Source organism: Pseudomonas sp. RL_105y_Pfl2_101 (assembly GCF_963970585.1).
Lineage (GTDB): Bacteria > Pseudomonadota > Gammaproteobacteria > Pseudomonadales > Pseudomonadaceae > Aquipseudomonas.
Window position 1 is genome coordinate 160,420 of the sequence record NZ_CAXAPG010000004.1, and the last position, 22,166, is coordinate 182,585.

The following is a 22,166-nucleotide window of genomic DNA, read 5'->3' on the forward strand; positions in this document are numbered from 1 at the left end:
GAGGTCCCGTTGCACCCAAGCCTTTCAGCCGTATTGGCTGGCAGACCCGGCAGCGGTTCTAGGCTTTCTGGAACAGGTCAACTGGTAAGCAATTGCCAACCAGATGAACCACCCTGGCATGACCATCAACGCAATACGGGTGTCAGGTCTCAATGCCAGCAGACAAAGAACAAAGCTCAGAAACGCCAGGGAAAACCAGGCCATTGGCACGCCGCCAGGCATTTTGTAGGCCGATTTCGCATGCAGCTCAGGCCGCTTTTTGCGATAGGCAATATACGATGCAAGGATGGTCGACCAAGTAAAAATCACCAGGATTGCCGATACAGTGGAAACAATGGTGAATGCCGTCATCACTTCAGGAACGATGAAAAGCAGCAGCACCCCCACGAGCATTAACAGTGTGGTGAAGGCCAGACTCAGCAGAGGCACGCTATTGCTCGACAGACGTCGGAAGATCCCCGGGGCGTTGTCCTGGTTGGCCAGTCCGAACAGCATGCGGCTAGACGAAAACACACCACTGTTGGCCGAGGAAGCTGCAGACGTCAGCACCACAAAGTTGACGATACCGGCTGCCGCGGGAAAACCTGCAACCAGGAACAGCTCGACGAAAGGGCTCTTGTTGGGCGAAACCTGTTGCCACGAAGTCACTGCAATAATGCAGGCCAGTGCCAGCACATAGAACAGGATGATTCTCAGCGGAATCGAGTTGATGGCTTTCGGTAGGGTCTTCTCGGGGTTGCGGGTTTCGGCGGCGGCGGTGCCAATCAGTTCGGTGCCGGCGAATGAGAAGATTGCCATCTGGAAACCGGCAAAGAAACCGAACAGGCCGTTGGGGAAGGCCGCTTGTTTATCCAGCAGGTGGTTCATCGAAGCAGTCACACCGCTGGGTGAGACAAAGGAGCTGGCAATCAGCACCATGCTGACGCCTATCAGGGTGATGACGGCAATGATCTTGATGATCGCGAACCAGAACTCCACTTCGCCAAAAAGCCTGACCGTCAGCACATTCAAGGCGAACAGCGTCATCAGCATACCGATGGCCGGTATCCAGGCGGGTACATCGGGGAACCAATACTGAAAAAAACCGCCGACCACGACGGCATCGCCTATCACCGCGACGCTCCAGCTCAGCCAATACGACCAGCCAAGGAAGAATGCCGCGCGCGGGCCGAGGTAGGCGCCGGCAAAATCCGCGAAGGTTTTGAAGTTCAAGTTCGAGAGCAGCATTTCGCCCATGGCACGCATGACGAAATAAACGAACAGACCAATGATCATGTAGATGAGGATGATCGACGTGCCCGAGAGGGCGATGATCTTCCCGGAACCCATGAACAGGCCTGTACCGATGGCGCCCCCCATGGCCATTAACTGAATATGACGATTGCTGAGGGTGCGCTGCAGCGCGGGCTGTTCAATCAGCCCTGATGGAGTCGATTTCATTACAAAACCTCTTGATTTTATGTTTTTGAGTTTTGGCAGAAAAGTGGTGTCTCGCGTATTTGTTAGAGATGCAACGGCTACTGACGGTGGTTGTTTTTAGAGAGCGAGATTTGCCGCGTACCCACAGTGGTGCGTAGCCCCTTGGCACTTTGCGCAGGGGCATCACCTAGGGTTCTCAGCTCACTGTACGCAGGCGTGAGGGGACGATTGCGGGATGCTGATCCAGGATTTGGTAGAGGTCTTTTATGTTGGCAGGCGTCGGCACCAAGTGAATGTGCTCACCGATTGCATGCTCCTGGGCCAGGTCTAGCACGTAGCGCAGTGACGAAAAGTCTTCGAGGGCAAAACCCACCGAATCGAACACGGTGACTTGCGCGTCGTTCTCGCGGCCCTTGATTTCGCCGCGAACAATCCGGAAAAACTCGACGACGGGAAAGTCGGCTTCCAATTGCTGGATGTCACCTTCAATCCGAGTCTGAGGTTCAAATTCAACGATGACCCGAGCATTGCGCAGGATCTCGGCGTGCAGTTCGGTTTTCCCCGGACAGTCACCCCCTACGGCATTGATATGCATGCCGGGCTCGATCATCTCGGGCGTCAGAATCGTCGCATAGGCTTTATCTGCGGTGACCGTGGTGACGATGTCTGCGCCCTTGACCGCGTCTTGCACAGAGCCGGCCAGGATCACCTCAAGATCCGGGAACGCGGCCAGGTTGCGCTTCAACTTAAGCGAGGCGTCACGATCGATATCGAATATGCGCAGTTCCTTGATCGATAGCATTTCATGGAAGGCGAGGGCCTGAAATTCGCTCTGGGCGCCATTGCCGATGATGGCCATGATGCGTGCATCCGGGCGCGCCAGGGACTTCGCGACCAAGGCAGAGGTCGCTGCAGTGCGCACGGCGGTGGTCAGCGTCAGTTCACTGAGCAGGGTTGGATAGCCGCTGTGGACATCGGCCAGGACACCGAAGGCCATGACTGTCAGCAAGTTGCTTTGACCGTTGTCCGGATGACCATTGACGTATTTGAACGAGTACTGCTGGCCATCGTCGGTCGGCATCAACTCGATCACACCCTTGGCCGAATGATTGGCGGTGCGAGGCGACTTATCAAACTGCGCCCAACGTGAATAATCAGCTTCGATGTAATCCGCCATTTCGCGGATTGCGCGACGGACGCCCACCGTGGCGAACAGGCGTGCGGCATGATCGACGTCTATGAAAAGAGTCATGTTTTTATTCTCCGGTTCTGTAGTAACAACGTTGCGGGGCAGGGGACGGCTCAGCTGCGTTTGCTCTCGAAACCATGCAGCACATTGACCGCATTGATTCCGATTTCATCGACCATGTAGCCGCCTTCCATCACGAACAGAGTGGGGCAGCCCACACCCGCTATCAGCTCGCCGATGCCGATGAAATCTTCGCTTTCCAGCAGGAAGTGGCTGATAGGGTCGTCCTTGAACGTGTCGACGCCGAGCGAAATAACCAGTACTTCAGGGGCGAATTGCTGGAGTTTCCTGCAGGCGTGGAGCAGGGCATTGCGATAGCTTTCCCAGGTGGTGTTTTTCGGCAACGGGTAGTTGAGGTTGTAACCTTCGCCATGGCCGGCGCCGACTTCGTGACTGAAGCCTGAGTAGTACGGATAAGACACCGCAGGTTCGCCGTGCAGAGACACGAACATGACGTCACTGCGTTCGTAGAAGATGTTCTGGGTGCCGTTGCCATGATGGAAGTCAACGTCCAGTACCGCGATGCGTTTCGCGCCTTGAGTGATGGCCTGTTGTGCGGCAATGGCGGCGTTGTTGAGATAGCAATAACCCCCCATGTATTCACGCGCTGCGTGATGGCCGGGCGGACGGCACAGGGCGAAGGCGCTGTCGTGGCCTTCATCGATCAGCGCCAGGCCAGTGAGGGCGATGTCTGCGCTGGTCTTTACAGCTTGCCATGTGGTTGCGGTCATCGGAGAACCGGCATCCATGGCGAAGAAGCCGAGCTTTCCGTCGATGAAAGTCGGGACTTGATCGTTGGACAAGTCACGCACAGGCCATACCAGCGGCAATGCATCATGGGTACGCCCGGTCGCACACCATTCTGACCATGCGCTTTCAAGAAAGCTGACGTAGCGCTCGCTGTGCGCATTGACGTAACACGACCGGTCAAATGCCCGTGGTTCGACGATCTGGCCAAGGCCTACCTGCTTGACTCGATCATGGACGGTATCGGCCCGGCTGGGCTGTTCGAACGACGGCTTGAGCACGCCGTCCTTCAATTCGGTGCCGTGGTGCAAACGGTGGGAATCACTGAAAACTGTAAACATTCTGCGCATCCGTTAATGTGAGCCAGTGCAAATATTCTGTTCTGGACTGGATGCGCTTTCTTTGCTTTATATTCGTGGTTTGCTAGATTTTTCGGGCGTTTTTACTCAGGAATGGCGGAATGCAGAAAAAATCATCCAAACGCATCAGCCTCGACGAGACGGACTTGGCGATACTCACATTGCTGCAAGAGGATGCGAGCATTTCCAACGCCGAGCTCAGTGAACGCCTGTCGTTAAGCCTCACACCTTGCTGGCGCCGACGTAAGAGAATGGAGGAAGCGGGCGTGATCAAGGGCTATCAGGCCAACCTTGATCGACGCATGCTGGGGCTGGATATCATGGCGTTCGTGCACATCCGTTTTTCCACCCACGCCGATCACGCTCCCGACGCCTTCGAGGCGGTGATTGCGCAATTGCCTGAAGTGTTGTCTTGTCACAAGATCACCGGGGATGCCGATTACGTGCTGCAAGTGTTGGCAGAGGATCTTGATAGCTACAGTGACTTTATCGAGCAGGTGCTCAGGCGCCAGGTGGGCATTGCATCCATTCAGTCGAGTCTGGCGTTGCGCGAGGTCAAGACCAGTAGCCGTATTGCGATACCCAAATCGACCAAGGAGCCGATATAACTGGACAGAAATCGGGTTGATTGCAGTTTATATGTGCAGCGAATGCAGCAGTGATTTCTGATAAGGCGGGGTTTATGCGAGCCATTCACGGCGGGGAAGCGCGCTTGGTAAGGAGCTAAGCGCGCAGGGCAGGAGGGCGGAGCACTTTTGGCCCCGCACCGGCGCTTCAGCCTCTATTAGCGTTGAGTTTGCGCAGCTCTTCGTAAGTAGCCGACTGGACGAACCAGAAGCCGGAAACGATGCACCAAACCAAGGTGCCGGCCACGAAAACCCCCAGAGCTGGCAAGAACCCGCTGGTGAACAGGGAGACGATAGAGACCAGCCAAATCAATGCCAAGGAGACGTAGAGGACGATGTTGTTGACGCTGATGACGAAGTCTTTCACAGGGTGTATTCCTTGCGTGAGGTAAAAAGCCCCCAATCCGGGGGGGACGCATGCTATCACATTGCCTCCACTGGTCAAGGAAAGCGGTACGGGGGCTGCTTCCTGAACAGGCGCGATCAGGACTGGTTGCAGACTTAGGGCGCCAGTGACTGTAGGGAGGAAAGATTGGGAATGGAGTGGTGCATCTACGTTTAGCAGGCGTACCTGGTGCTAGCCAGTTCTCAGAGCGTCAGGTCGTGAAACGGAGATTCGTGACAGGGCAACCTAAGGGAGGATGTGAAGATGGTGATACAACGGACTGATTTTGCATCGAACGGAGATTTGTGCAAAACCGACCGGGGGGTTAGTGGAAGTGGACAAACAACTACCGGCAGCCACTCTAAACACCTGATTTAACATAATATACATTATGCGCAAGACGAGCATGTTCGTGTGTGTTGCGTTACACAGGAAATTACCTAGGCTCAACTGCAACGCTTCCTACCATAAGGAGCAGCTTCAGCTGTTGCGCTTATGCCTGTTGTTCATTTGAAAGACATTTCCGTGCCCTCCGGACTCGTTGGTTGGTTGTTGACCGATGACCGTGGACGACCGCGCTATTGGTCGACAGTCTGGTCTGCACTGGACGGTGCGAGCTTGGCGCCGTCCACACTACGAACCCAATTGTCCGTGATCGAACAGCTGGTGGGCCTGGAACCGGAAAAACACACCTGGCCAGTGCCTTGGCCGTGTCCGGAATCACCACTCATAACAAACGAGTACGGTTCTTCTCCACGGTCGATCTCGTCAACCTGCTGGAGCGTGAAAAGTACGATGGTAAGGCCGGCCGAATCGCCCAGGGACTGCTTCGGACAGACCTGGTGATACTCGATGAGCTTGGGTATTTGCCCTTCAGTCAGAGTGGTGGCGCGCTGTTATTTCACCTGCTTTCAAAACTGTACGAACACACCAGCTTGGTCATCACCACCAACCTTCATCCATCACAGGCTTATCCGCCATTCTGGCTATGTAGACCCGCGCACTGAGAATGCTCTGTTTGTCTGAGCCGAGTTCTCTCAAATTGCCTTCGATGATTTCGAGTGTCGGATGGTATCCATTTATGCGGCAGCATTCCTCAATCTCACTCGCCCGCTGCGTCGGCAGACGCGTGAGGACGTCCTTCAAGTAGGCATGCGCATCATGCCCATTCAGCCGCGCCGACTGGATCAAACTCATGATCGCCGCTGATGGCCGAGCTGTTGGGCACCAAGGTCGCGCTGGGCGATCATCTAGGTGTGTAGCGTATCCATCACAGGCGCTGCTTTTTCTTGCCGTATTCGGCGGCGTAAGTCCGGTTCCAGTTCACGCACTTCATTTTCGATTTCATACAACAACGGGATATAGCGTAAACCTTGTTCGATGGGGTCATTGAATCGCAGTATTGAAACGCAATGGTGTTCACCCGGTAGCAAGGAACCAAGGTCTTGTTACAGCTTTCTCATCGATCGCGGCCTTGTCAGATCCTGTAATAAATCGCCTCGCATGAAGTGTTGGAAACCGTTGTAGGATTTCTTCCCCAATTATTTCCAGGTCTGTATGAACACCCTCCAGGAACCTCCCAGTCGCCTTTCGAAGAACCGTTTTCCCTCCGTCGCTCCTGCGCGTTGCATATGCCCGTTGCAGCCCCCTTCCCTCGCATTGATCGTCCGAGGGAGCGAATAACCCATGGAATGGATCGTTGACCCCACGGCATGGCTCGGCCTGCTGACCTTGATCGTGCTGGAGCTGGTGCTCGGCATCGATAACCTCGTATTCATCGCCATCCTGGCTGACAAACTTCCGCCCGAGCAGCGCGACCGTGCCCGTATCATCGGCCTGTCCCTGGCGTTGCTGATGCGCCTTGGCCTCCTCGCCAGCATCTCCTGGATGGTGACATTGACCAACCCGCTGTTCGAGGTCTTTGGCAAGACATTCTCGGGCCGGGACTTGATCATGTTGTTTGGCGGTGTGTTCCTGTTGTTCAAGGCAACCATGGAGTTGCATGAGCGACTCGAGGGTCACGTGGCGCAACGTGCCGGCAATGCCGCCTATGCGATGTTCTGGCCTATCGTTGCGCAGATTGTGGTACTGGACGCGGTCTTTTCCCTGGATGCGGTGATCACGGCCGTAGGTATGGTGGAGCATCTGTCGGTCATGATGATCGCGGTGATGTTCTCCATCGGCTTGATGATGATCGCGAGCAAGCCGCTGACAAAATTCGTCAACAGCCACCCTACCGTCATCATGCTGTGCCTGGGCTTCCTGATGATGATCGGCTTCAGCCTCACTGCTGAAGGCCTGGGCTTCCACATTCCGAAAGGCTACTTGTACGCCGCGATCGGTTTCTCGATCCTGATTGAATTGTTCAACCAGTTGGCGCGCTCGCGACGCAAGAAAAGCCTGCAAGGTCTTCGGCCGATGCGCGAGCGTACCGCCCATGCGGTGTTGCGTCTGCTGGGCGGTCAAAAGCTGGATGCCGATGAAGTCGGCGAGGAAATCGCCGACATGCTGGAAGGTGACGAACCGGAGCAGGTTTTTCATCGGCGCGAACGGGTCATGATCAGTGGCGTGCTGCAATTGGCCGAACGCCCGATACGCAGTGCGATGACGCCTCGTGCGCAAATCGACCACCTCGACTTGGCAAATGCTGCGCAAGAAATCCGTACGGCGCTGATGCACTCTTCCTACTCCCGCTTGCCGTTGATTCGGGGAGGACGGGTGGATGAGCCGCTAGGCTTTGTCCATAAGAAAGAACTGCTTAAGGAAATACTGGCGGGCAATCAGCCGAATCTGGAAGTCATGGCGCGCAAAGCCATCAACCTGCTCGACAGTTTCACGATCCTCAATGCTCTGGAGCAAATGCGTAAGGAGTCGACCCACATCGCGTTCGTGGTAAACGAGTTCGGTGACTTCGTGGGGCTTCTCACGATGACTGACATTCTGGAATCCATTGCAGGTGAACTGCCGGATGCCAGTGAAGTCGAAGGCCCGAACATTGTTCCCCAGCAAGAGGGATTCCTCGTCAGTGGTGCCCTGAATCTCAGCCAAGTTCGCGAACACATCGGCTTCCAGGCGAAAGCGACGGAGGATTACCAGACGCTAGCCGGTTTGGTGATGAGCCTGCTGGATCGCTTGCCAATCATTGGAGACACGCTCAGTTGCCAAGGCTGGAGCATGACCGTGATGGGGGTTGAAGAGCGCCGGGTGACCAGGGTGCTGTTGCGTAAGGAATAGGCGTAGGGCTAGGCCGCATCGGCGGCCTTGTTTATTCTCGACGCTATCAATCAGCAAACGGTGCATGGGGCATCGTGGGTGACGGCCCCATGCCCTGCCATTGCCAAGCACGTACGCGAGGTGATTGAACGACGGTTATCAATAGACTTGTCTTGCTTAACCAGACTTGCTCCACTCCCCCACCATCGTCTCGTAAACCTCTTGGCAAGCGAACTCCGCCGAGACCTTTGCATCGGCAAAAACCTGATCGCCTGCTGGCGTAAGGCAGGCATAACCTACACGCGCATCCCGTGGATCACTTTGTCGAGACACCAACCCTATTTTTTCAAGCGGCAGTAAGGATTTGGTCACCGCCGATGCCGTCAGCCCCATGCTGTCAGCCAGATCAGCTCGCCGCAGCCGAGCATTGTGCGCATGTTTCAGGTGATACAGGATCATGAAATCACTGAAGCTCAGGCCGTGCACGGCAGAGAGCTTGGCATCAACCCGCCGCGCTGCTGCGGTGTACGCGCGTGAGAAGCGAACACAGCGATCGAGTATCGAGCCGTTCTCGGCAGGTGCAGTAGATTCGTTGTCAGACATTGCAGCATTGCTCCAATTCTTGTGGAGAAGGACGTTTAAATCGGGGCTCCATGAAGTCAAACATGGGCCCCGTCACCTTGATCAGTATTATGTCTTGATACTTGACCGCTACAGTATCAAGAAGTAAGACTGTCGCAACCTTTGCGCGACGAACGGACAAAACCGCCCGCACATGAAACGGAGCAGCCAACTGCCCCTTGACCTAACGAGTGACGTTTTTCCCAACCATCTTCAAAGGCGACGCCCTTCATTTCAATGCGCAGAAATCCCATCATCTGCGCACGGTTCCTGAGGAGCAGGCGGAGTCGCTAGTGGTTGTGCATAGTTCGATTAGGCGCTGGTACTCGATCAGGTCTGGACGAACGAACGCCTCATCGGAGCGACAATCGTGATTGCTCGCGAGAAACGACTGTTGCTATCAGATTGGCCCGGACTGTAACTGACGCCCTCCTCCTCATTCGCTTACTGTCGTGGCTCATCCCTCGGAGTGATCCCCATGCCGGATACCGCCAATCTCTATCTGTTCGTGGTTGCTGTCGTGCTTTTGCTGATCGTCCCAGGGCCCAACATGGCCTTTGTCACCAGCCATGCGCTAGCTCACGGCTGGCGTGCTGGCGTTGCAGCCGCCCTCGGCATTTCCTTTTCCGACGTGCTGATGACGATGATGGTCAGCGCTGGCATTGGCGCACTGGTCATGAGTTGGGCGCCGGCGTTCGACCTGCTACGCCTGGCCGGGGCCGGTTACCTGCTGTGGCTGGCCTGGCAAGCATTGAGAGCGCCGGCAGTGACTCAGGCGACTCAGCTCCAGGCGGCTTCGCTGTGGAAAATTTTCTGCCGAGGCGCCCTCAACAGCCTCTTGAATCCCAAGGCGCTGCTGTTCTTCATGGTGTTCCTGCCCCAGTTCGTCAACGTCAAGGCTGGAGGCGTTAGCTTACAGTTGATCTTCCTGGGCGCGCTGCTGGCCCTGATTGCACTGGTCTTTCATACGCTGCTGGGTGTTTGCGCCGCGCTGCTCAGGGCGAAACTGGCAAGCGGCGTGATTTCAAGGCGCCTGGGCACGTACGGTTTTGCCGGGGTCATGGCAGCGCTGGCGGCACGCCTGTTGTTTCTTGACCGCCCGCTTTGACCACGGGCTTCCCTGCGCAATGGATTGGCCTATGCTTAGCCAATCCATTGCGGAGCTGGATCGATGTCGTCGTCGCAAACCACCCTCCTCCAAAGCTGGCACCACAATGCCCATTCCTGGATCAAAGCTATCCGCACGGGTGCCATCGAAAGCCGGTTGACGGTCACGGACCAGGCCATGCTGCTGGCGGTGCAAAGCCGCCAGCCTGAGCGAGTGCTGGATCTAGGCTGCGGTGAAGGCTGGTTGTTGCGAGCGCTGACTGAACGGGGCATCGAGGCGGTCGGTGTGGATGGCGACGCGACGCTGGTCGATGCGGCGCGGGCGGCGGGCTCCTCGTCGGTGCATCTGGCCAGCTATGAAGCGCTGGTGGAAGCGAAGGTGGACGTTGGCAGCGGCTACCACCTGATCTGCGCCAACTTCGCCCTGTTACACCAGGACATCATCCCATTGCTCGCTGCGATGAATGCCCTGCTCAACCCAGGCGGCGCGCTGGTAGTTCAAACGCTGCATCCATGGACCGTGGCGGCGGGCGATTATCAGGACGGCTGGCGAGAAGAAACCTTCGATGGGTTCAAAGGCCAATGGCAACCCATGCCGTGGTACTTCCGCACTTTGTCCAGTTGGCTCAATGCCTTGGACATGGCCGGTTTCCGGTTGCTGGGCCTGCAGGAACCGCAGCATCCACAAAGCCCATTGCCGCAGTCGCTACTGCTGCTGGCCGAGCAATCCCCGTCATGGCGTTAGCAACTCGACGGTAAAACACCCCGAGCGATAAACCCTGCGCGCCTGCATGCCGCGCTTTTGCAGGGTTTTCCTGACAGTTCTGAGAAACATGCCGTGAGAGACAATGATCGTGGTCCTCCCCGGTTCGCCGCAGCCTTTGTAAAGCTCATCGGCGACACCCAGCGCCCGCTGGTGTTCGGCTTTTCGGCTGGCGGCCCCCAGTGAAATCCCCAACAACCACAAGATCCTGTGCAACGCGAACCAATGCCTCACGCCCATTTTCAAGACGGGAATGCTACTTAACCGCAGGTCATACTCGCGTAATCGAGCATCCTGTTGGATACGTGTTGCGTCGAATAGCCGGCACGCCGTCGCGTAGGCTCTGTTGACGGGCGAGGAAATGATGTTAGCTTCGCTCGCCAACAGCACTTGAGACACCTCCGGTTGGCCCAGGAATGCTGCAATTTCACCCTCATCGATGGATGAGGTCTGGTTGTATTCATCCAGAAGCAGCTTGGCTGAATGTGCATTGCAAGGCGTGTAATCGATCAGCGGCGTGGCATGGCGTATCAGGTAGATCACAGCAACAGCTCCCTTGTTTTATCTTGAAAATCCCTTTCGTAGCGCACCTGTATACACGGAACCACTGGATCGCCGCCAGCCAGTCGATCTATGCCCGCCTCTATGCACTGATCGAGAACATCGTCCAGATGAGTCACCAGGTGGTCAGCCAGTACGCCGTTGATGTCGGGCCGCAATGCATGGCGGCGACCCCGCCTGAACAGCCAACCACCTCTTGAATAACTTTTAGTTGTCACGGGGTAGCAATATTCCTTGTTGGACGCGATAGCCACGGTGTTCTCAAAGTAGCGAACGAACGCTTGGAGAGCCCCGGTGTTGCTCGTTTTCGTTCGAACACCGCCTGCTGGAGACCGGCATCCGTTTGCGGCACATTGAGTTGGGCCGCAACGGCGCGATGTTCCAGGCCAACATCGCCACACGCCCCACCGCCCGCCTGTCTGGCAAAATGCGGGTGACGGCCTTATGGAACAGTGACTTGTAAGCCTCGTACGAGGCTGTTTTTCAACTTGAAGGGACACACGATGAACACCGCTCAGCTTTCGATTCAACAGTACATCAGTGCCAAGGACGGTAACCGCCCTCACCTGCTGGACCAGGCCTTCACACCGACGGCTATTCTGCACATGGTCGTGCGCACCGGTTCCATCGCGTTTCCCGACCATGTCGAAGGCCGTGCCGCCATCGGCGACGTGCTGGTCAGTCGCTTTGGCCAGACCTTCGAAAACGTCTACACGTTCTGCCTGGCCGCGCCACCACCGGCAAATGCCGAGGCGTTCCAGTGCAAATGGTTGGTGGCGATGTCCGACAAGAACAGTGGCGAGGCACGTGTCGGTTGTGGCCTGTATGACTGGCAGTTCGAACCAGCGTCGAGCCTGGCCGAGCGACTGACCATCACCATCGAACACATGAAAACCCTGCCGGCGAGCGATCTACCGATGATCATGGCCTGGGCGTCACGGCTGGAGTACCCATGGTGCTGGCCTGAAGCGGCGATCGATAACGTGCCGGATTCAGGCGCGCTTCAGGACGTGATCCAGTTCATGATTAACCCGATCAGTGAACAAAATAGAGCCAAACGCTGATCCTTGTGGCGACGGGATTTACCTGTGAGAGCAAAGCTTGCTCGCGATGCGGACGCCTCGGTTCTCGGGAAGACCGCGTTGGCCTCATCGCGGGCAAGTCTTGCTCTCATAGGGTGGGGATACTCCCCTTGCCACGGTTTCTATGCCCCCTTGACTGCGCCAAGGAGACGCCCACGTGAACATCAAGTTTCTCGAAACCTTCGTCTGGGTCGCCCGCCTGAAGAGCTTTCGCCTCACCGCGGAAAAGCTGTTCACCACCCAGGCGTCCATTTCCAGTCGGATCGCCGCCCTGGAGGACGAGATGGGCGTGCGCCTGTTCCTGCGCGATTCCAAAGGTGTATCGCTGACCTCCGAAGGCCAGCACGTGCTGGAGTACGCAGAGCGCATCATGGACACCATGCAAAGCATGAAAGCCGTGATCAAGGATCCGCGCCAGGTGCGCGGCCGGATCCGCATTGGTGCAATGGATACGGTGATCCACACCTGGCTCAGCCCCTTGGTGACACGCCTGATGGCATGTTACCCAGCCCTGGAAATCGAACTGTCGGCCGACACCGCGAGCAACCTGTGTTCGCAGTTGGAGAAAGGCTACCAGGACATCATTTTCCAGACTGACATCCTGCGCCTGGACAGCGTGCGCAACGCACTGCTAGCGCGGTACCCGATGCACTGGGTGGTGCGCACCGGCTCCGCCTATGACCGGTCCTATGCCTCGCTAGAGGACTTGTCCCAGGAACGCATCGTGACGTTTTCGCGCAACTCACGCCCCCACCAGGACATTCTCAACCTGCTGCACTCGGCCAACATCGTCTCGCCACGCATCAACTGTGTGAACTCGGCATCGGCCATCACCCGCCTGGTTCGCGACGGTTTTGGCATTGGTGCCATGCCGGCCGCGCTGGTCGCCGGCGAATTGGCCCAGGGCACATTGACGTTGGTGGACGGTGTGCCGCTGCCATCGGTCATGGACATCATGGCCAGTTGGCGGACCGGCGCGGGAATGGAACGGGTGGAAGATATCGTCGCCCTGACCCGGGAAGTGGTGGGCGAGTTCGTCGCACAACTGCCAGCAGCGTATAGATTGGCGGCGCAAGACTTCAGCGCGCTGTAAGTGAACTGCAACATCCCCGACTTATTCTGAGCCAAGCGCACTGCGGCGAACGCGGGTTGTGCATGTCGCTCGCTCGGAATGATCCAGGGAACTCACCATGAAAATCAGCGTATTCGGAAGTGGCTACGTAGGCTTGGTGCAAGCCGCCGTGTTGGCTGAAGTGGGCCATGACGTGGTGTGCATGGACATAGACGAGCGCAAGGTCGACAGCCTGCGCCAAGGCCAGGTGAGTATTTTCGAGCCGGGCCTGGCCACGCTGGTGCGTGAAGGGCTGGAGGCCGGGCGCTTGCACTTTACCAGTGACGAACAGCTTGCCGTGCAACACGGCCAGGTCCTGTTTATCGCCGTGGGTACGCCTTCCCGGGACGATGGCAGTGCCGATCTGAGTCAGGTCCTGGCCGTCGGCGAGGCTGTCGCCCGCTACCGCGAGCAACCGCTCATTGTGGTGGAGAAGTCCACCGTGCCAGTGGGCACCGGCGACGTTCTGCGGACGCACATCGACAAATGCCTGCTCAAGGCCAGTCGTCTGCTGCAGTTCGATATTGTCTCCAACCCCGAGTTCCTCAAGGAAGGCTCGGCGGTTACCGATTGCCGTCGTCCAGATCGTATCGTGATCGGCTGCGAGCGCGATGAAGTACGTGAAACCATGCGCGACCTGTACGCCCCATTCAACCGCAACCACGACCGTGTCCTGTTCATGGACCTGCGCAGTGCCGAGCTGACCAAATACGCCGCCAACGGCATGCTGGCGACCAAGATCAGTTTTATCAATCAGATCGCCGAACTGGCCGAACACCTGGGGGCCGACATCGAGTCCGTACGCCTGGGCATCGGCGCCGACTCGCGCATCGGCTACCACTTCATCTACCCGGGATGCGGCTACGGCGGCTCATGTTTTCCAAAGGACATGCGCGCCCTGATCCACACCGCCGAGCAGGCCCACTGTTCCAGCGACCTGCTGCAAGCGGTGGAAGCCATCAACGGGCGGCAGAAACACAAGCTGTTCGAGCGGATCAATGCGTTCTACCAGGGCGAGTTGCGCGGCAAGACCTTCGCCCTGTGGGGCCTGGCCTTCAAGCCCAACACTGACGACATGCGCGACGCACCGAGCCGCACCTTGCTCGAAGCGCTTTGGGCCGCGGGTGCCAGCGTCCGCGCGTTCGACCCGGAGGCGATGCAGCAGACGCAATTGCTCTACCCCGACGAAACCCGATTGATGCTGATGGGCACGCCGGAATCGGTGTTGCCGGGGGCCGACGCGCTGGTCATCTGCACCGAATGGCAGCCCTTCAAGGCTCCGGACTTCGAGCTGATCCGGCAACGGCTCAAGGCCCCGGTGATTTTCGACGGCCGCAACCTGTTCGAACCGGAGCGCATGGCGGACAAGGGTTTCACCTATTTCCCGATGGGGCGCGGGCAGTCGCGCAACCTGCCCATTGCCCAGCAAACGTGGTTCCCTGCTTCGAGAAGCGCATAAGCTGTAGCGTTACCTCAAAATTAATGCACTCAACCAGCATTATTATGAATTTGTAAGCAAGGGTTGTGAACGGCACACTGTGCGCCGTTCCTCCCCCAACTGTTGGAACACTTAAAGGGCTTTCTGGGTTTTTTCAGTAAGCCCCTTTTTTTGTTCGTTTTTTGGATTGTCGCTTAATGCTTTCTCGCTGGTTCCCCGCCGCTATCAACACCCGTCCCACCGAATGGAGCCGCGCCGCCATCGGCATGGCGCTGGGGACGATGTTCAGTGTCTGGCTTTGTGCGCAGGTATTTGGCCTTGAAGTGGCGCAACACCTGATCGGTCCCCTCGGCGCCTCGGCGGTGCTGTTGTTTGCGGTGTCATCAGGTGCCCTCGCCCAGCCCTGGTCGATTGTCGGCGGTTACCTGTGTGCGTCGGTCGTCGCGTTGCTGGTGGCCCATGTATTGGGCCGCACGCTGGGTAGCGCCTGCCTGGCGGCGGGCATGGCGCTGGTGTTGATGTGCTGGCTGCGTTGCCTGCACCCGCCGGCGGGTGCCCTGGCGGCGACGTTGGTGCTGGCCGCTCCGTCGATCATTGCCTTGGGCTGGCAGGCCGTCGGTGCGGCCATGCTGGCCGGCTCCGGGCTGCTCGTCTTTGCGCTGGCCTACAACAACCTGACGCGAGTGCGCTATCCCAAGCGTGCCAGCGAACCGGGGGTGGTCATCCCGGCTGATCACTCTCCCGTCGACCGGCAGGCGATCACGGCCGAAGACCTGAAACTGGCCCTGGCGGAAATGGAAGCATTCTTTGACGTCACGCCGGAAGATCTTGAGCAATTGATCCACGCCAGCGAGCGAAATGCCAAGCGCCGCAGCATCGCGGAGGTTCTCTCTGGTCGCGGTTGAGCCTGTGGCTGCTATAAATATGCAGAAAGGACCTGCACGTATCCCGGTTGTGCAATGCAAATTTGCACTGGTACGATCTTGAATGGGTACGCGCGACACAATTCATAAAGAAGAATAAAAGCAGGGAGTTAGCGATGACAGCTCAGGTTTCATCACAAGCCGCGCAAACCATCGAAACCGCAGCCTATGAGGTGCTGGTCGAGGTTCGTAATCAGATTGGCCACTTGACCCTGAACCGCCCCGCCGGCCTCAATGCCCTCACCCTGGGCATGGTGCGCAGCTTGCAGCAACAACTCGATACCTGGGCCCTCGACCCACAGATCCGCGCCGTGGTACTGCGTGGCGCGGGCGACAAGGCGTTTTGCGCCGGCGGTGATATCCGCTCGCTGTACGACAGCCACAAGCAGGGCGACACCCTGCACGAAGATTTCTTCGTCGAGGAATACGCCCTCGACCTGACAATTCACCACTACCGCAAACCGATCCTCGCCTTGATGGATGGCTTCGTGCTGGGTGGCGGTATGGGCCTGGTACAAGGCGCCGACCTGCGGGTCGTGACCGAACGCAGCCGCCTGGGCATGCCGGAAGTCGGTATCGGTTATTTTCCGGACGTGGGCGGCAGCTATTTCCTGCCACGCATTCCCGGTGAGCTGGGCATCTACCTGGGGGTCAGTGGCGTACAGATCCGTGCTGCCGACGCGTTGTATTGCGGGTTGGCCGACTGGTATATCGACAGCCGCAAACTCAAGCAGCTCGACGAGCGCCTCAATCGGCTGGAATGGCATGACACGCCGCTCAAGGACCTGCAAAGCCTGCTGGCCAAACTCGGTGTGCAACAGCTGCCTGCCCCGCCCCTGGCTGACTTTCGGCCAGCCATCGACCATTTCTTTGGCCTGCCCGACGTGCCGAGCATGGTCGAGCAGTTGCGCCAGGTCACCGTCGCCAACAGTCACGAATGGGCGATAAAGACCGCCGAACTGCTGGACAGCCGCTCTCCCCTGGCCATGGCCGTGACCCTGGAAATGTTGCGGCGCGGTCGGCATTTGAGCCTGGAAGACTGTTTTGCCCTGGAACTGCATCTGGACCGGCAATGGTTCGAACGCGGTGACCTGATCGAAGGCGTGCGCGCCTTGCTGATCGACAAAGACAAGAACCCGCGTTGGAACCCTCCGACCCTGGAGGCGCTGGACGCCGACCATGTGGCGAGTTTCTTCGACGGCTTCGATGACCACGGGAACTGAGCCATGCATGACCTCGAACTGACCGAAGAACAAGTGATGATCCGCGACATGGCCCGGGACTTCGCCCGTGGTGAAATCGCCCCCCACGCCCAAGCCTGGGAAAAAGCCGGCTGGATTGACGACGGCCTGGTGGCAAAAATGGGCGAACTGGGCCTGTTGGGAATGGTAGTGCCGGAAGAATGGGGCGGCACCTACGTCGATTACGTCGCCTATGCCCTGGCGGTAGAGGAAATCTCCGCCGGCGACGGTGCCACCGGGGCGCTGATGAGCATCCACAACTCGGTGGGGTGCGGGCCGGTCCTGAATTTCGGCACCGATGAACAAAAGCAGACGTGGCTGGCCGACCTCGCCAGTGGCCAGGCCATTGGCTGCTTTTGCCTCACCGAACCTCAGGCCGGGTCCGAAGCCCACAACCTGCGCACCCGGGCCGAATTGCGCGGTGGCCAGTGGGTCATCAACGGCGCCAAGCAGTTCGTCAGCAATGGCAAGCGAGCGAAACTGGCGATCGTGTTTGCCGTAACGGACCCGGAACTGGGCAAGAAAGGCATTTCGGCGTTCCTGGTGCCCACCGATACGCCGGGTTTCATCGTTGATCGCACCGAACACAAAATGGGCATCCGCGCCTCGGACACCTGCGCGGTCACCTTGAGCAATTGCACCATCCCGGAGGCCAACCTGTTGGGGGCTCGCGGTAAAGGCCTGGCGATCGCCCTCTCCAACCTGGAAGGCGGCCGCATTGGCATCGCGGCGCAAGCCTTGGGCATCGCCCGTGCCGCCTTTGACGCGGCGCTGGCTTACGCGCGCGATCGCGTTCAGTTCGACAAGCCGATCATCGAGCACCAGAGCATCGCCAACCTGCTGGCCGACATGCACACCCGCATCAACGCCACCCGTCTGCTTATCCTCCACGCCGCACGCCTGCGCAGCGCCGGCAAGCCGTGCCTGTCAGAAGCCTCCCAGGCCAAGCTGTTCGCCTCGGAAATGGCCGAGAAAGTCTGCTCCTCGGCCATACAGATTCATGGTGGATACGGGTATCTCGAGGATTATCCGGTAGAGCGCTACTACCGCGATGCGCGGATTACTCAGATCTACGAAGGGTCAAGTGAGATACAGCGAATGGTGATTGCCCGGGAGTTGAAACACTACCTGGTGTGATGGCTGGAAAACCATCGCGAGCAGGCTCGCGATGGCGGTACATCTGTCAAAGCAATGCATCGCGGGCAAGCCCAGCTCCCACAGGATCCGATGGCGTACTCAAAGGCTGCATACACCCCGAATCCCCTGTGGGAGCGAGCCTGCTCGCAATGGCGCCAGTGAGCACGCTGCCTTACTTGTCCTGGAACTCCGCCGCCCGCTTGGCCACGAACGCCGCCATGCCTTCTTTCTGATCCTGCGTCGCAAACGCCGCATGGAATACCCGGCGCTCAAAACGCACACCTTCAGACAGGCTGACCTCAAAGGCGCGGTTGACGCTTTCCTTGACCATCATGCTGATGGGCAACGACTTGGCGGCGATCAGCGCGGCGGTTTTCAGCGCCTCGTCCAGCAGCTCATCGGCCGGTACGATCCGCGCAACGATGCCGCAACGCTCGGCTTCCACCGCATCGATGAAGCGCCCGGTCAGGCACATTTCCATGGCCTTGGCCTTGCCCACCGCCCGGGTCAGGCGCTGGGTACCGCCCATGCCTGGCAGCACGCCGAGATTAATCTCCGGCTGGCCGAACTTGGCGTTGTCACCGGCCAGAATGAAGTCGCACATCAACGCCAGCTCGCAGCCACCGCCCAAGGCAAAACCGTTCACCGCCGCGATGATCGGCTTGCGGCGGTTGGCCACGCGGTCGCTGTCGCTGAACAGGTCGTCCAGGTAGATCTGTGGGTAGGTCAGCTCGGCCATTTCCTTGATGTCAGCACCGGCGGCAAAGGCTTTTTTCGAGCCGGTCAGCACGATGCAGCCAATCTTCGGATCAGCCTCCAGGCTGTCCAACGCCTGGTTCAGCTCGCTGACGATCTGCGCATTCAAGGCGTTCAATGCCTGGGGACGGTTGAGGGTGATCAGGCCGACGCGGTCCTTGATCTCCAATAAAATCGTTTCGTAGCTCATGTATAACTCCTGTTAAGCGCTGTATTTGGCTCGATGCCCTGTAGGAGCTGCCGAAGGCTGCGATCTTTTCCTGCCAGTTGAGTCTTGTACGAAAGAGCAAAATCAAAAGATCGCAGCCTGCGGCAGCTCCTACTCAAAGATTGCGCGAAATGACCATGCGCTGAATGTCGCTGGTGCCTTCGTAGATCTGGCAGACTCGCACGTCGCGGTAGATGCGTTCCAGCGGGAAGTCGTTGAGGTAACCGTACCCGCCCAGGGTTTGCAACGCCATGGAGCAGACTTTTTCAGCCATTTCCGAGGCAAACAGCTTGGCCATGGAGGCCTCTACCAGCGCCGGTTGGCCACTGTCTCGCAGGGCGGCGGCGTAGTGCACCATTTGCCGGGCCACGGCGATCTGGGTCGCCATGTCGGCCAGGCGGAACGCCACGGCCTGGTGCTCGATGATCGGCTTACCGAAACTGGAGCGTTCCCGGGCATAGTCCCGGGCCGCCTCGAACGCCGCGCGGGCCATGCCCACCGCCTGCGCCGCGATGCCCACCCGCCCGCCTTCCAGGTTCGCCAGGGCGATTTTGTAGCCCTCGCCCTCCTCGCCCAGGCGATTGCCCACCGGCACCTTCACATCCTCGAAGAGGATCTGGCAGGTGTCGGAGGCGTGCTGGCCGAGTTTGTCTTCGACCCGGGCCACGCTGTAGCCCGGCGAATCGGTCGGCACGATGAACGCACTGATGCCACGCTTGCCGGCGCTCGGATCGGTCACCGCGAACACAATCACCACCCCGGCGTTCTGCCCGGACGTGATGAACTGCTTGCAGCCGTTGAGTACGTAATGATCACCTGCCAGCCGCGCCCGCGTCTTCAGGCTGCTGGCGTCTGAACCGGCCTGGGGTTCGGTCAGGGCGAACGCGCCGAGCATCGCACCACTGGCCAGGGGTGTGAGGAATTTTGCCTTCTGCTCATCGCTGCCGAACTTGAGGATCGGCACGCAGCCCACCGAGTTGTGCACGCTCATGATGGTCGAGCACGCACCGTCACCGGCGGCGACTTCCTCCAGAGTCATCGCATAGGCCAGGTAACCGGTTTCACAACCGCCCCACTGCTCCGGCACCAGCATGCCGAAGAAGCCCAGCTCGGCCATTTCATCGATGGCTTCCCGGGGGAATCGGTGTTCGCGGTCCCATTCGGCGGCGAACGGTTTCAAGCGTTCCTCGGCGAACTGCCGGGCCATGTCGCGGATTTGGGTCTGTTCTTCAGTCGCAAGCATGGTGATTCCTTAATACAGGCATTCGACAGCCATGGCCGTGGCTTCGCCGCCGCCGATGCAGATCGCCGCAACGCCGCGCTTCAAGCCTTTCTGGCGCAGGGCCGAGAGCAGGGTCACCAGAATCCGCGCGCCAGATGCGCCAATCGGGTGGCCCAGCGCGCAGGCCCCGCCGTGGACATTGACCTTGTCATGGGCGATTTCCAACTTGCCCATGGTCACCAGTCCCACCACGGCAAAGGCTTCGTTGACTTCGAACAGGTCGACTTGATCCAGCGACCAACCAGTTTTTTGCATCAGTTTCCTCACGGCGCCAATCGGGGCGGTGGGAAACAGGTTCGGGGTATCGGCAAACGCCGCGTGACCATGGATCACCGCCAGAGGCTTGAGGGCACGCTGGGTAGCCTGGCTCTGGCGCATCAGCACCAGCGCCGCGGCGCCATCGGAAATGGAGCTGGCGTTGGCTGCCGTTACCGTGCCGCCCGCGCGGAACGCCGGTTTGAGCGAAGCGATTTTGTCGATCCGGGCCTTGGGTGGCTGCTCGTCGTGGGACACCGTCACTGGCTCTTTGCCGACCATGACCTGCAACGGCACGATCTCGGCGTCGAAACTGCCATCCTTGATCGCCTGCTGGGCGCGGGTGGTGGACGCAATGGCGAATGCATCCTGGGCCTCGCGACTCAAGCCATTGGCCTCGGCGCAATCTTCGGCGAAAGTGCCCATCAGCCGACCGCTGTCGTAGGCGTCTTCCAGGCCGTCGAGGAACATGTGGTCAAGCACCCGGCCATGGCCCATTCGGTAACCGCTGCGGGCACGATCGAGCAGGTACGGTGCGTTGGACATGCTTTCCATGCCGCCGGCCACCACCACGTCGGCGCTGCCGGCGATGAGCATGTCATGGGCGAGGATCGCCGCTTCCATGCCCGAGCCACACATCTTGTTGAGCGTGGTGCAGCGGGTCGACTTGTCGAGGCCGGCGCCCAGCGCGGCTTGACGCGCCGGTGCCTGGCCCAGGCCGGCGGCGAGTACGCAACCGAACAACACTTCTTCAACCGCGCCGGGTGCGATGCCGGCACGCTCCACGGCGGCCTTGATGGCGGCAGCACCCAGCTGCGGGGCACTGAGGCTTTTCAGTTCACCCTGGAAACCACCCATGGGGGTGCGGACGGCGCTGACGATGACAATCGGGTCGTCGGACATCATGAATCCTCCTGATTATTTGGCTGCCATACGCAAGGCACCGTCGAGACGGATCACCTCACCGTTGAGCATGCTGTTCTCAATGATATGCCTGACCAGCGCCGCGTACTCGGAAGGTTTCCCAAGGCGTGGCGGAAACGGCACGCCGGTGGCCAGGGAATCGCGTACTTGCGGGGTCATGCCGGCCATCATCGGGGTCTCGAAAATCCCTGGCGCAATGGTCATCACCCGGATGCCGAAACGCGCCAGCTCACGGGCGGCCGGCAACGTCAGGCTGGCGATGGCGCCTTTGGAGGCTGCGTAAGCCGCTTGGCCGATCTGTCCATCGAAGGCCGCCACCGACGCCGTATTGATGATCACCCCGCGCTCGCCGTCGGCGTTGGCCTCCGTTTCGGCAATGGCAGCAGCCGCCAGGCGCAGCAGGTTAAAGCTGCCGATCAGGTTGACGTTGATCACCTGACTGAAGCTGGCCAGGGCGTGGGGACCGTTCTTGCCGAGGATCTTCTCGCCGCGCACGATACCGGCGCAGTTCACCAGGCCATTGAGGCCACCGAACGCATCGACCGTGGCCCTCACCGCCGCTTCAGCCGCTGTTTCGTTGCTGATGTCGGCCACCACGCTCTGGCAGCCCAGTTTTTGCGCCTGGGCGGCCACGGCGTCGGCGTTGAGGTCCACCAGCATCACCTTGGCACCGGCCTTGACCAGCATTTCGCCGGTGGCCGCGCCGAGGCCGGAAGCGCCGCCGCTGACGAGGAAAATCTTGTTGTCGATCTGCATCAT

General features: G+C 59.0%; 21 protein-coding genes and 4 pseudogenes. 14 read left to right on the forward strand and 11 right to left on the reverse strand.

Going from position 1 to position 22,166, the window contains the following annotated elements; translation table 11 throughout:
* Positions 1–24: 24 nt before the first annotated feature.
* The 3 genes from AACY31_RS07085 to AACY31_RS07095 form a co-directional block, all read right to left on the reverse strand.
* Positions 25–1,440, reverse strand: a complete 1,416-nt coding sequence (locus tag AACY31_RS07085) for an amino acid permease (RefSeq protein ID WP_339479386.1) — start codon at positions 1,438–1,440, stop codon at positions 25–27.
* A 175-nt stretch (positions 1,441–1,615) separates the two neighbouring features.
* Positions 1,616–2,671: an ornithine cyclodeaminase gene (locus tag AACY31_RS07090; RefSeq protein ID WP_339492864.1), complete on the reverse strand. Its 1,056-nt coding sequence runs from the start codon at positions 2,669–2,671 to the stop codon at positions 1,616–1,618.
* Positions 2,672–2,721: 50 nt separating this feature from the next.
* Positions 2,722–3,756: a histone deacetylase family protein gene (locus tag AACY31_RS07095; protein WP_339504225.1), complete on the reverse strand. Its 1,035-nt coding sequence runs from the start codon at positions 3,754–3,756 to the stop codon at positions 2,722–2,724.
* A 119-nt stretch (positions 3,757–3,875) separates the two neighbouring features.
* Here AACY31_RS07095 and AACY31_RS07100 point away from each other — a divergent pair, with 119 nt between their 5' ends.
* Positions 3,876–4,382: an Lrp/AsnC family transcriptional regulator gene (locus AACY31_RS07100; protein ID WP_339479391.1), complete on the forward strand. Its 507-nt coding sequence runs from the start codon at positions 3,876–3,878 to the stop codon at positions 4,380–4,382.
* Positions 4,383–4,548: 166 nt separating this feature from the next.
* On the opposite strand, the gene AACY31_RS07105 is transcribed toward AACY31_RS07100, so the two are convergent.
* Positions 4,549–4,767, reverse strand: coding sequence for a hypothetical protein (locus tag AACY31_RS07105; protein ID WP_339479392.1), 219 nt, complete (start codon positions 4,765–4,767; stop codon positions 4,549–4,551).
* Positions 4,768–5,450: 683 nt separating this feature from the next.
* On the opposite strand from AACY31_RS07105, the pseudogene AACY31_RS07110 reads away from it, so the two are divergent.
* Positions 5,451–5,753 (forward strand): annotated as a pseudogene (locus AACY31_RS07110) (ATP-binding protein); the annotation flags it as partial.
* Between the two features lie 101 nt (positions 5,754–5,854).
* Here AACY31_RS07110 and AACY31_RS07115 read toward each other — a convergent pair.
* Positions 5,855–6,164: pseudogene (locus tag AACY31_RS07115) on the reverse strand (transposase domain-containing protein); the annotation flags it as partial.
* A 307-nt stretch (positions 6,165–6,471) separates the two neighbouring features.
* On the opposite strand from AACY31_RS07115, the gene AACY31_RS07120 reads away from it, so the two are divergent.
* Positions 6,472–8,019, forward strand: coding sequence for a TerC family protein (locus AACY31_RS07120; protein WP_339504227.1), 1,548 nt, complete (start codon positions 6,472–6,474; stop codon positions 8,017–8,019).
* Positions 8,020–8,175: 156 nt separating this feature from the next.
* Here AACY31_RS07120 and AACY31_RS07125 read toward each other — a convergent pair whose 3' ends face one another.
* Positions 8,176–8,601: a MarR family winged helix-turn-helix transcriptional regulator gene (locus AACY31_RS07125; RefSeq protein WP_339479395.1), complete on the reverse strand. Its 426-nt coding sequence runs from the start codon at positions 8,599–8,601 to the stop codon at positions 8,176–8,178.
* Positions 8,602–8,834: 233 nt separating this feature from the next.
* On the opposite strand from AACY31_RS07125, the pseudogene AACY31_RS28865 reads away from it, so the two are divergent.
* The 3 genes and pseudogenes from AACY31_RS28865 to AACY31_RS07135 form a co-directional block, all read left to right on the forward strand.
* A pseudogene (locus AACY31_RS28865) lies at positions 8,835–8,993 on the forward strand (hypothetical protein); the annotation flags it as partial.
* 104 nt (positions 8,994–9,097) lie between these two features.
* Positions 9,098–9,727 carry a LysE family translocator gene (locus AACY31_RS07130; protein ID WP_339479396.1) on the forward strand — a complete coding sequence of 210 codons (630 nt, stop codon included), beginning with the start codon at positions 9,098–9,100 and terminating at the stop codon, positions 9,725–9,727.
* Positions 9,728–9,790: 63 nt separating this feature from the next.
* Entirely contained in the window at positions 9,791–10,471 is a 681-nt protein-coding gene (locus AACY31_RS07135; protein ID WP_339479398.1) for a class I SAM-dependent methyltransferase, read from the forward strand.
* Here the strand turns inward: AACY31_RS07135 and AACY31_RS07140 are convergent.
* Complete coding sequence (locus tag AACY31_RS07140; RefSeq protein ID WP_339479399.1) at positions 10,460–11,032, reverse strand: phosphoglycerate mutase family protein; 573 nt, start codon at positions 11,030–11,032, stop codon at positions 10,460–10,462. The two genes, AACY31_RS07135 and AACY31_RS07140, sit on opposite strands and share 12 nt — an antisense overlap.
* Positions 11,033–11,055: 23 nt before the next feature.
* Between AACY31_RS07140 and AACY31_RS07145 the strand changes: the two genes are divergently transcribed.
* The 8 genes and pseudogenes from AACY31_RS07145 (at position 11,056) to AACY31_RS07180 (ending at position 17,982) form a co-directional block, all read left to right on the forward strand.
* Positions 11,056–11,250, forward strand: a complete 195-nt coding sequence (locus AACY31_RS07145) for a hypothetical protein (RefSeq protein ID WP_339479400.1) — start codon at positions 11,056–11,058, stop codon at positions 11,248–11,250.
* 110 nt (positions 11,251–11,360) lie between these two features.
* Positions 11,361–11,513, forward strand: a pseudogene (locus AACY31_RS07150) (D-glutamate cyclase family protein); the annotation flags it as partial.
* Positions 11,514–11,553: 40 nt separating this feature from the next.
* The gene (locus AACY31_RS07155; protein WP_339479401.1) at positions 11,554–12,114 is read left to right on the forward strand and encodes a hypothetical protein; all 561 of its coding nucleotides are present in this window, start codon (positions 11,554–11,556) and stop codon (positions 12,112–12,114) included.
* Positions 12,115–12,289: 175 nt separating this feature from the next.
* Positions 12,290–13,225: a LysR family transcriptional regulator gene (locus tag AACY31_RS07160; RefSeq protein WP_339479402.1), complete on the forward strand. Its 936-nt coding sequence runs from the start codon at positions 12,290–12,292 to the stop codon at positions 13,223–13,225.
* Positions 13,226–13,322: 97 nt separating this feature from the next.
* The gene (locus AACY31_RS07165) at positions 13,323–14,702 is read left to right on the forward strand and encodes a UDP-glucose dehydrogenase family protein (RefSeq protein ID WP_339479403.1); all 1,380 of its coding nucleotides are present in this window, start codon (positions 13,323–13,325) and stop codon (positions 14,700–14,702) included.
* A 176-nt stretch (positions 14,703–14,878) separates the two neighbouring features.
* The gene (locus tag AACY31_RS07170; protein ID WP_339504229.1) at positions 14,879–15,586 is read left to right on the forward strand and encodes an HPP family protein; all 708 of its coding nucleotides are present in this window, start codon (positions 14,879–14,881) and stop codon (positions 15,584–15,586) included.
* 134 nt (positions 15,587–15,720) lie between these two features.
* Positions 15,721–16,827, forward strand: coding sequence for an enoyl-CoA hydratase/isomerase family protein (locus AACY31_RS07175; RefSeq protein ID WP_339479405.1), 1,107 nt, complete (start codon positions 15,721–15,723; stop codon positions 16,825–16,827).
* Positions 16,828–16,830: 3 nt separating this feature from the next.
* A complete protein-coding gene (locus tag AACY31_RS07180) occupies positions 16,831–17,982 on the forward strand; it encodes an acyl-CoA dehydrogenase family protein (RefSeq protein WP_339479406.1) in 1,152 nt (383 codons plus the stop codon).
* Between the two features lie 172 nt (positions 17,983–18,154).
* Here the strand turns inward: AACY31_RS07180 and AACY31_RS07185 are convergent, their stop codons facing one another.
* From AACY31_RS07185 to AACY31_RS07200, 4 genes are all read right to left on the reverse strand, one after another.
* Positions 18,155–18,928 carry an enoyl-CoA hydratase gene (locus AACY31_RS07185; protein WP_339479407.1) on the reverse strand — a complete coding sequence of 258 codons (774 nt, stop codon included), beginning with the start codon at positions 18,926–18,928 and terminating at the stop codon, positions 18,155–18,157.
* Positions 18,929–19,061: 133 nt separating this feature from the next.
* A complete protein-coding gene (locus tag AACY31_RS07190; protein ID WP_339479408.1) occupies positions 19,062–20,189 on the reverse strand; it encodes an acyl-CoA dehydrogenase in 1,128 nt (375 codons plus the stop codon).
* Positions 20,190–20,198: 9 nt separating this feature from the next.
* On the reverse strand, positions 20,199–21,386 hold the full coding sequence (locus tag AACY31_RS07195; RefSeq protein WP_339504231.1) for an acetyl-CoA C-acyltransferase: 1,188 nt from the start codon (positions 21,384–21,386) through the stop codon (positions 20,199–20,201).
* 15 nt (positions 21,387–21,401) lie between these two features.
* Positions 21,402–22,163: an SDR family NAD(P)-dependent oxidoreductase gene (locus AACY31_RS07200; RefSeq protein ID WP_339491847.1), complete on the reverse strand. Its 762-nt coding sequence runs from the start codon at positions 22,161–22,163 to the stop codon at positions 21,402–21,404.
* Positions 22,164–22,166 lie beyond the last annotated feature (3 nt).

Bases quoted from the DNA above. Each gene is read 5' to 3' on its own strand.
- AACY31_RS07130 (WP_339479396.1), top strand. From the start codon at position 9,098: ATGCCGGATACCGCCAATCTCTATCTGTTCGTGGTTGCTGTCGTGCTT.
- AACY31_RS07155 (WP_339479401.1), top strand. From the start codon at position 11,554: ATGAACACCGCTCAGCTTTCGATTCAACAGTACATCAGTGCCAAGGAC.
- AACY31_RS07095 (WP_339504225.1), bottom strand. From the start codon at position 3,756: ATGTTTACAGTTTTCAGTGATTCCCACCGTTTGCACCACGGCACCGAA.
- AACY31_RS07125 (WP_339479395.1), bottom strand. From the start codon at position 8,601: ATGTCTGACAACGAATCTACTGCACCTGCCGAGAACGGCTCGATACTC.
- AACY31_RS07200 (WP_339491847.1), bottom strand. From the start codon at position 22,163: ATGCAGATCGACAACAAGATTTTCCTCGTCAGCGGCGGCGCTTCCGGC.
- AACY31_RS07190 (WP_339479408.1), bottom strand. From the start codon at position 20,189: ATGCTTGCGACTGAAGAACAGACCCAAATCCGCGACATGGCCCGGCAG.
- AACY31_RS07120 (WP_339504227.1), top strand. From the start codon at position 6,472: ATGGAATGGATCGTTGACCCCACGGCATGGCTCGGCCTGCTGACCTTG.
- AACY31_RS07165 (WP_339479403.1), top strand. From the start codon at position 13,323: ATGAAAATCAGCGTATTCGGAAGTGGCTACGTAGGCTTGGTGCAAGCC.
- AACY31_RS07085 (WP_339479386.1), bottom strand. From the start codon at position 1,440: ATGAAATCGACTCCATCAGGGCTGATTGAACAGCCCGCGCTGCAGCGC.
- AACY31_RS07135 (WP_339479398.1), top strand. From the start codon at position 9,791: ATGTCGTCGTCGCAAACCACCCTCCTCCAAAGCTGGCACCACAATGCC.
- AACY31_RS07185 (WP_339479407.1), bottom strand. From the start codon at position 18,928: ATGAGCTACGAAACGATTTTATTGGAGATCAAGGACCGCGTCGGCCTG.
- AACY31_RS07090 (WP_339492864.1), bottom strand. From the start codon at position 2,671: ATGACTCTTTTCATAGACGTCGATCATGCCGCACGCCTGTTCGCCACG.
- AACY31_RS07175 (WP_339479405.1), top strand. From the start codon at position 15,721: ATGACAGCTCAGGTTTCATCACAAGCCGCGCAAACCATCGAAACCGCA.
- AACY31_RS07195 (WP_339504231.1), bottom strand. From the start codon at position 21,386: ATGTCCGACGACCCGATTGTCATCGTCAGCGCCGTCCGCACCCCCATG.
- AACY31_RS07100 (WP_339479391.1), top strand. From the start codon at position 3,876: ATGCAGAAAAAATCATCCAAACGCATCAGCCTCGACGAGACGGACTTG.
- AACY31_RS07180 (WP_339479406.1), top strand. From the start codon at position 16,831: ATGCATGACCTCGAACTGACCGAAGAACAAGTGATGATCCGCGACATG.
- AACY31_RS07170 (WP_339504229.1), top strand. From the start codon at position 14,879: ATGCTTTCTCGCTGGTTCCCCGCCGCTATCAACACCCGTCCCACCGAA.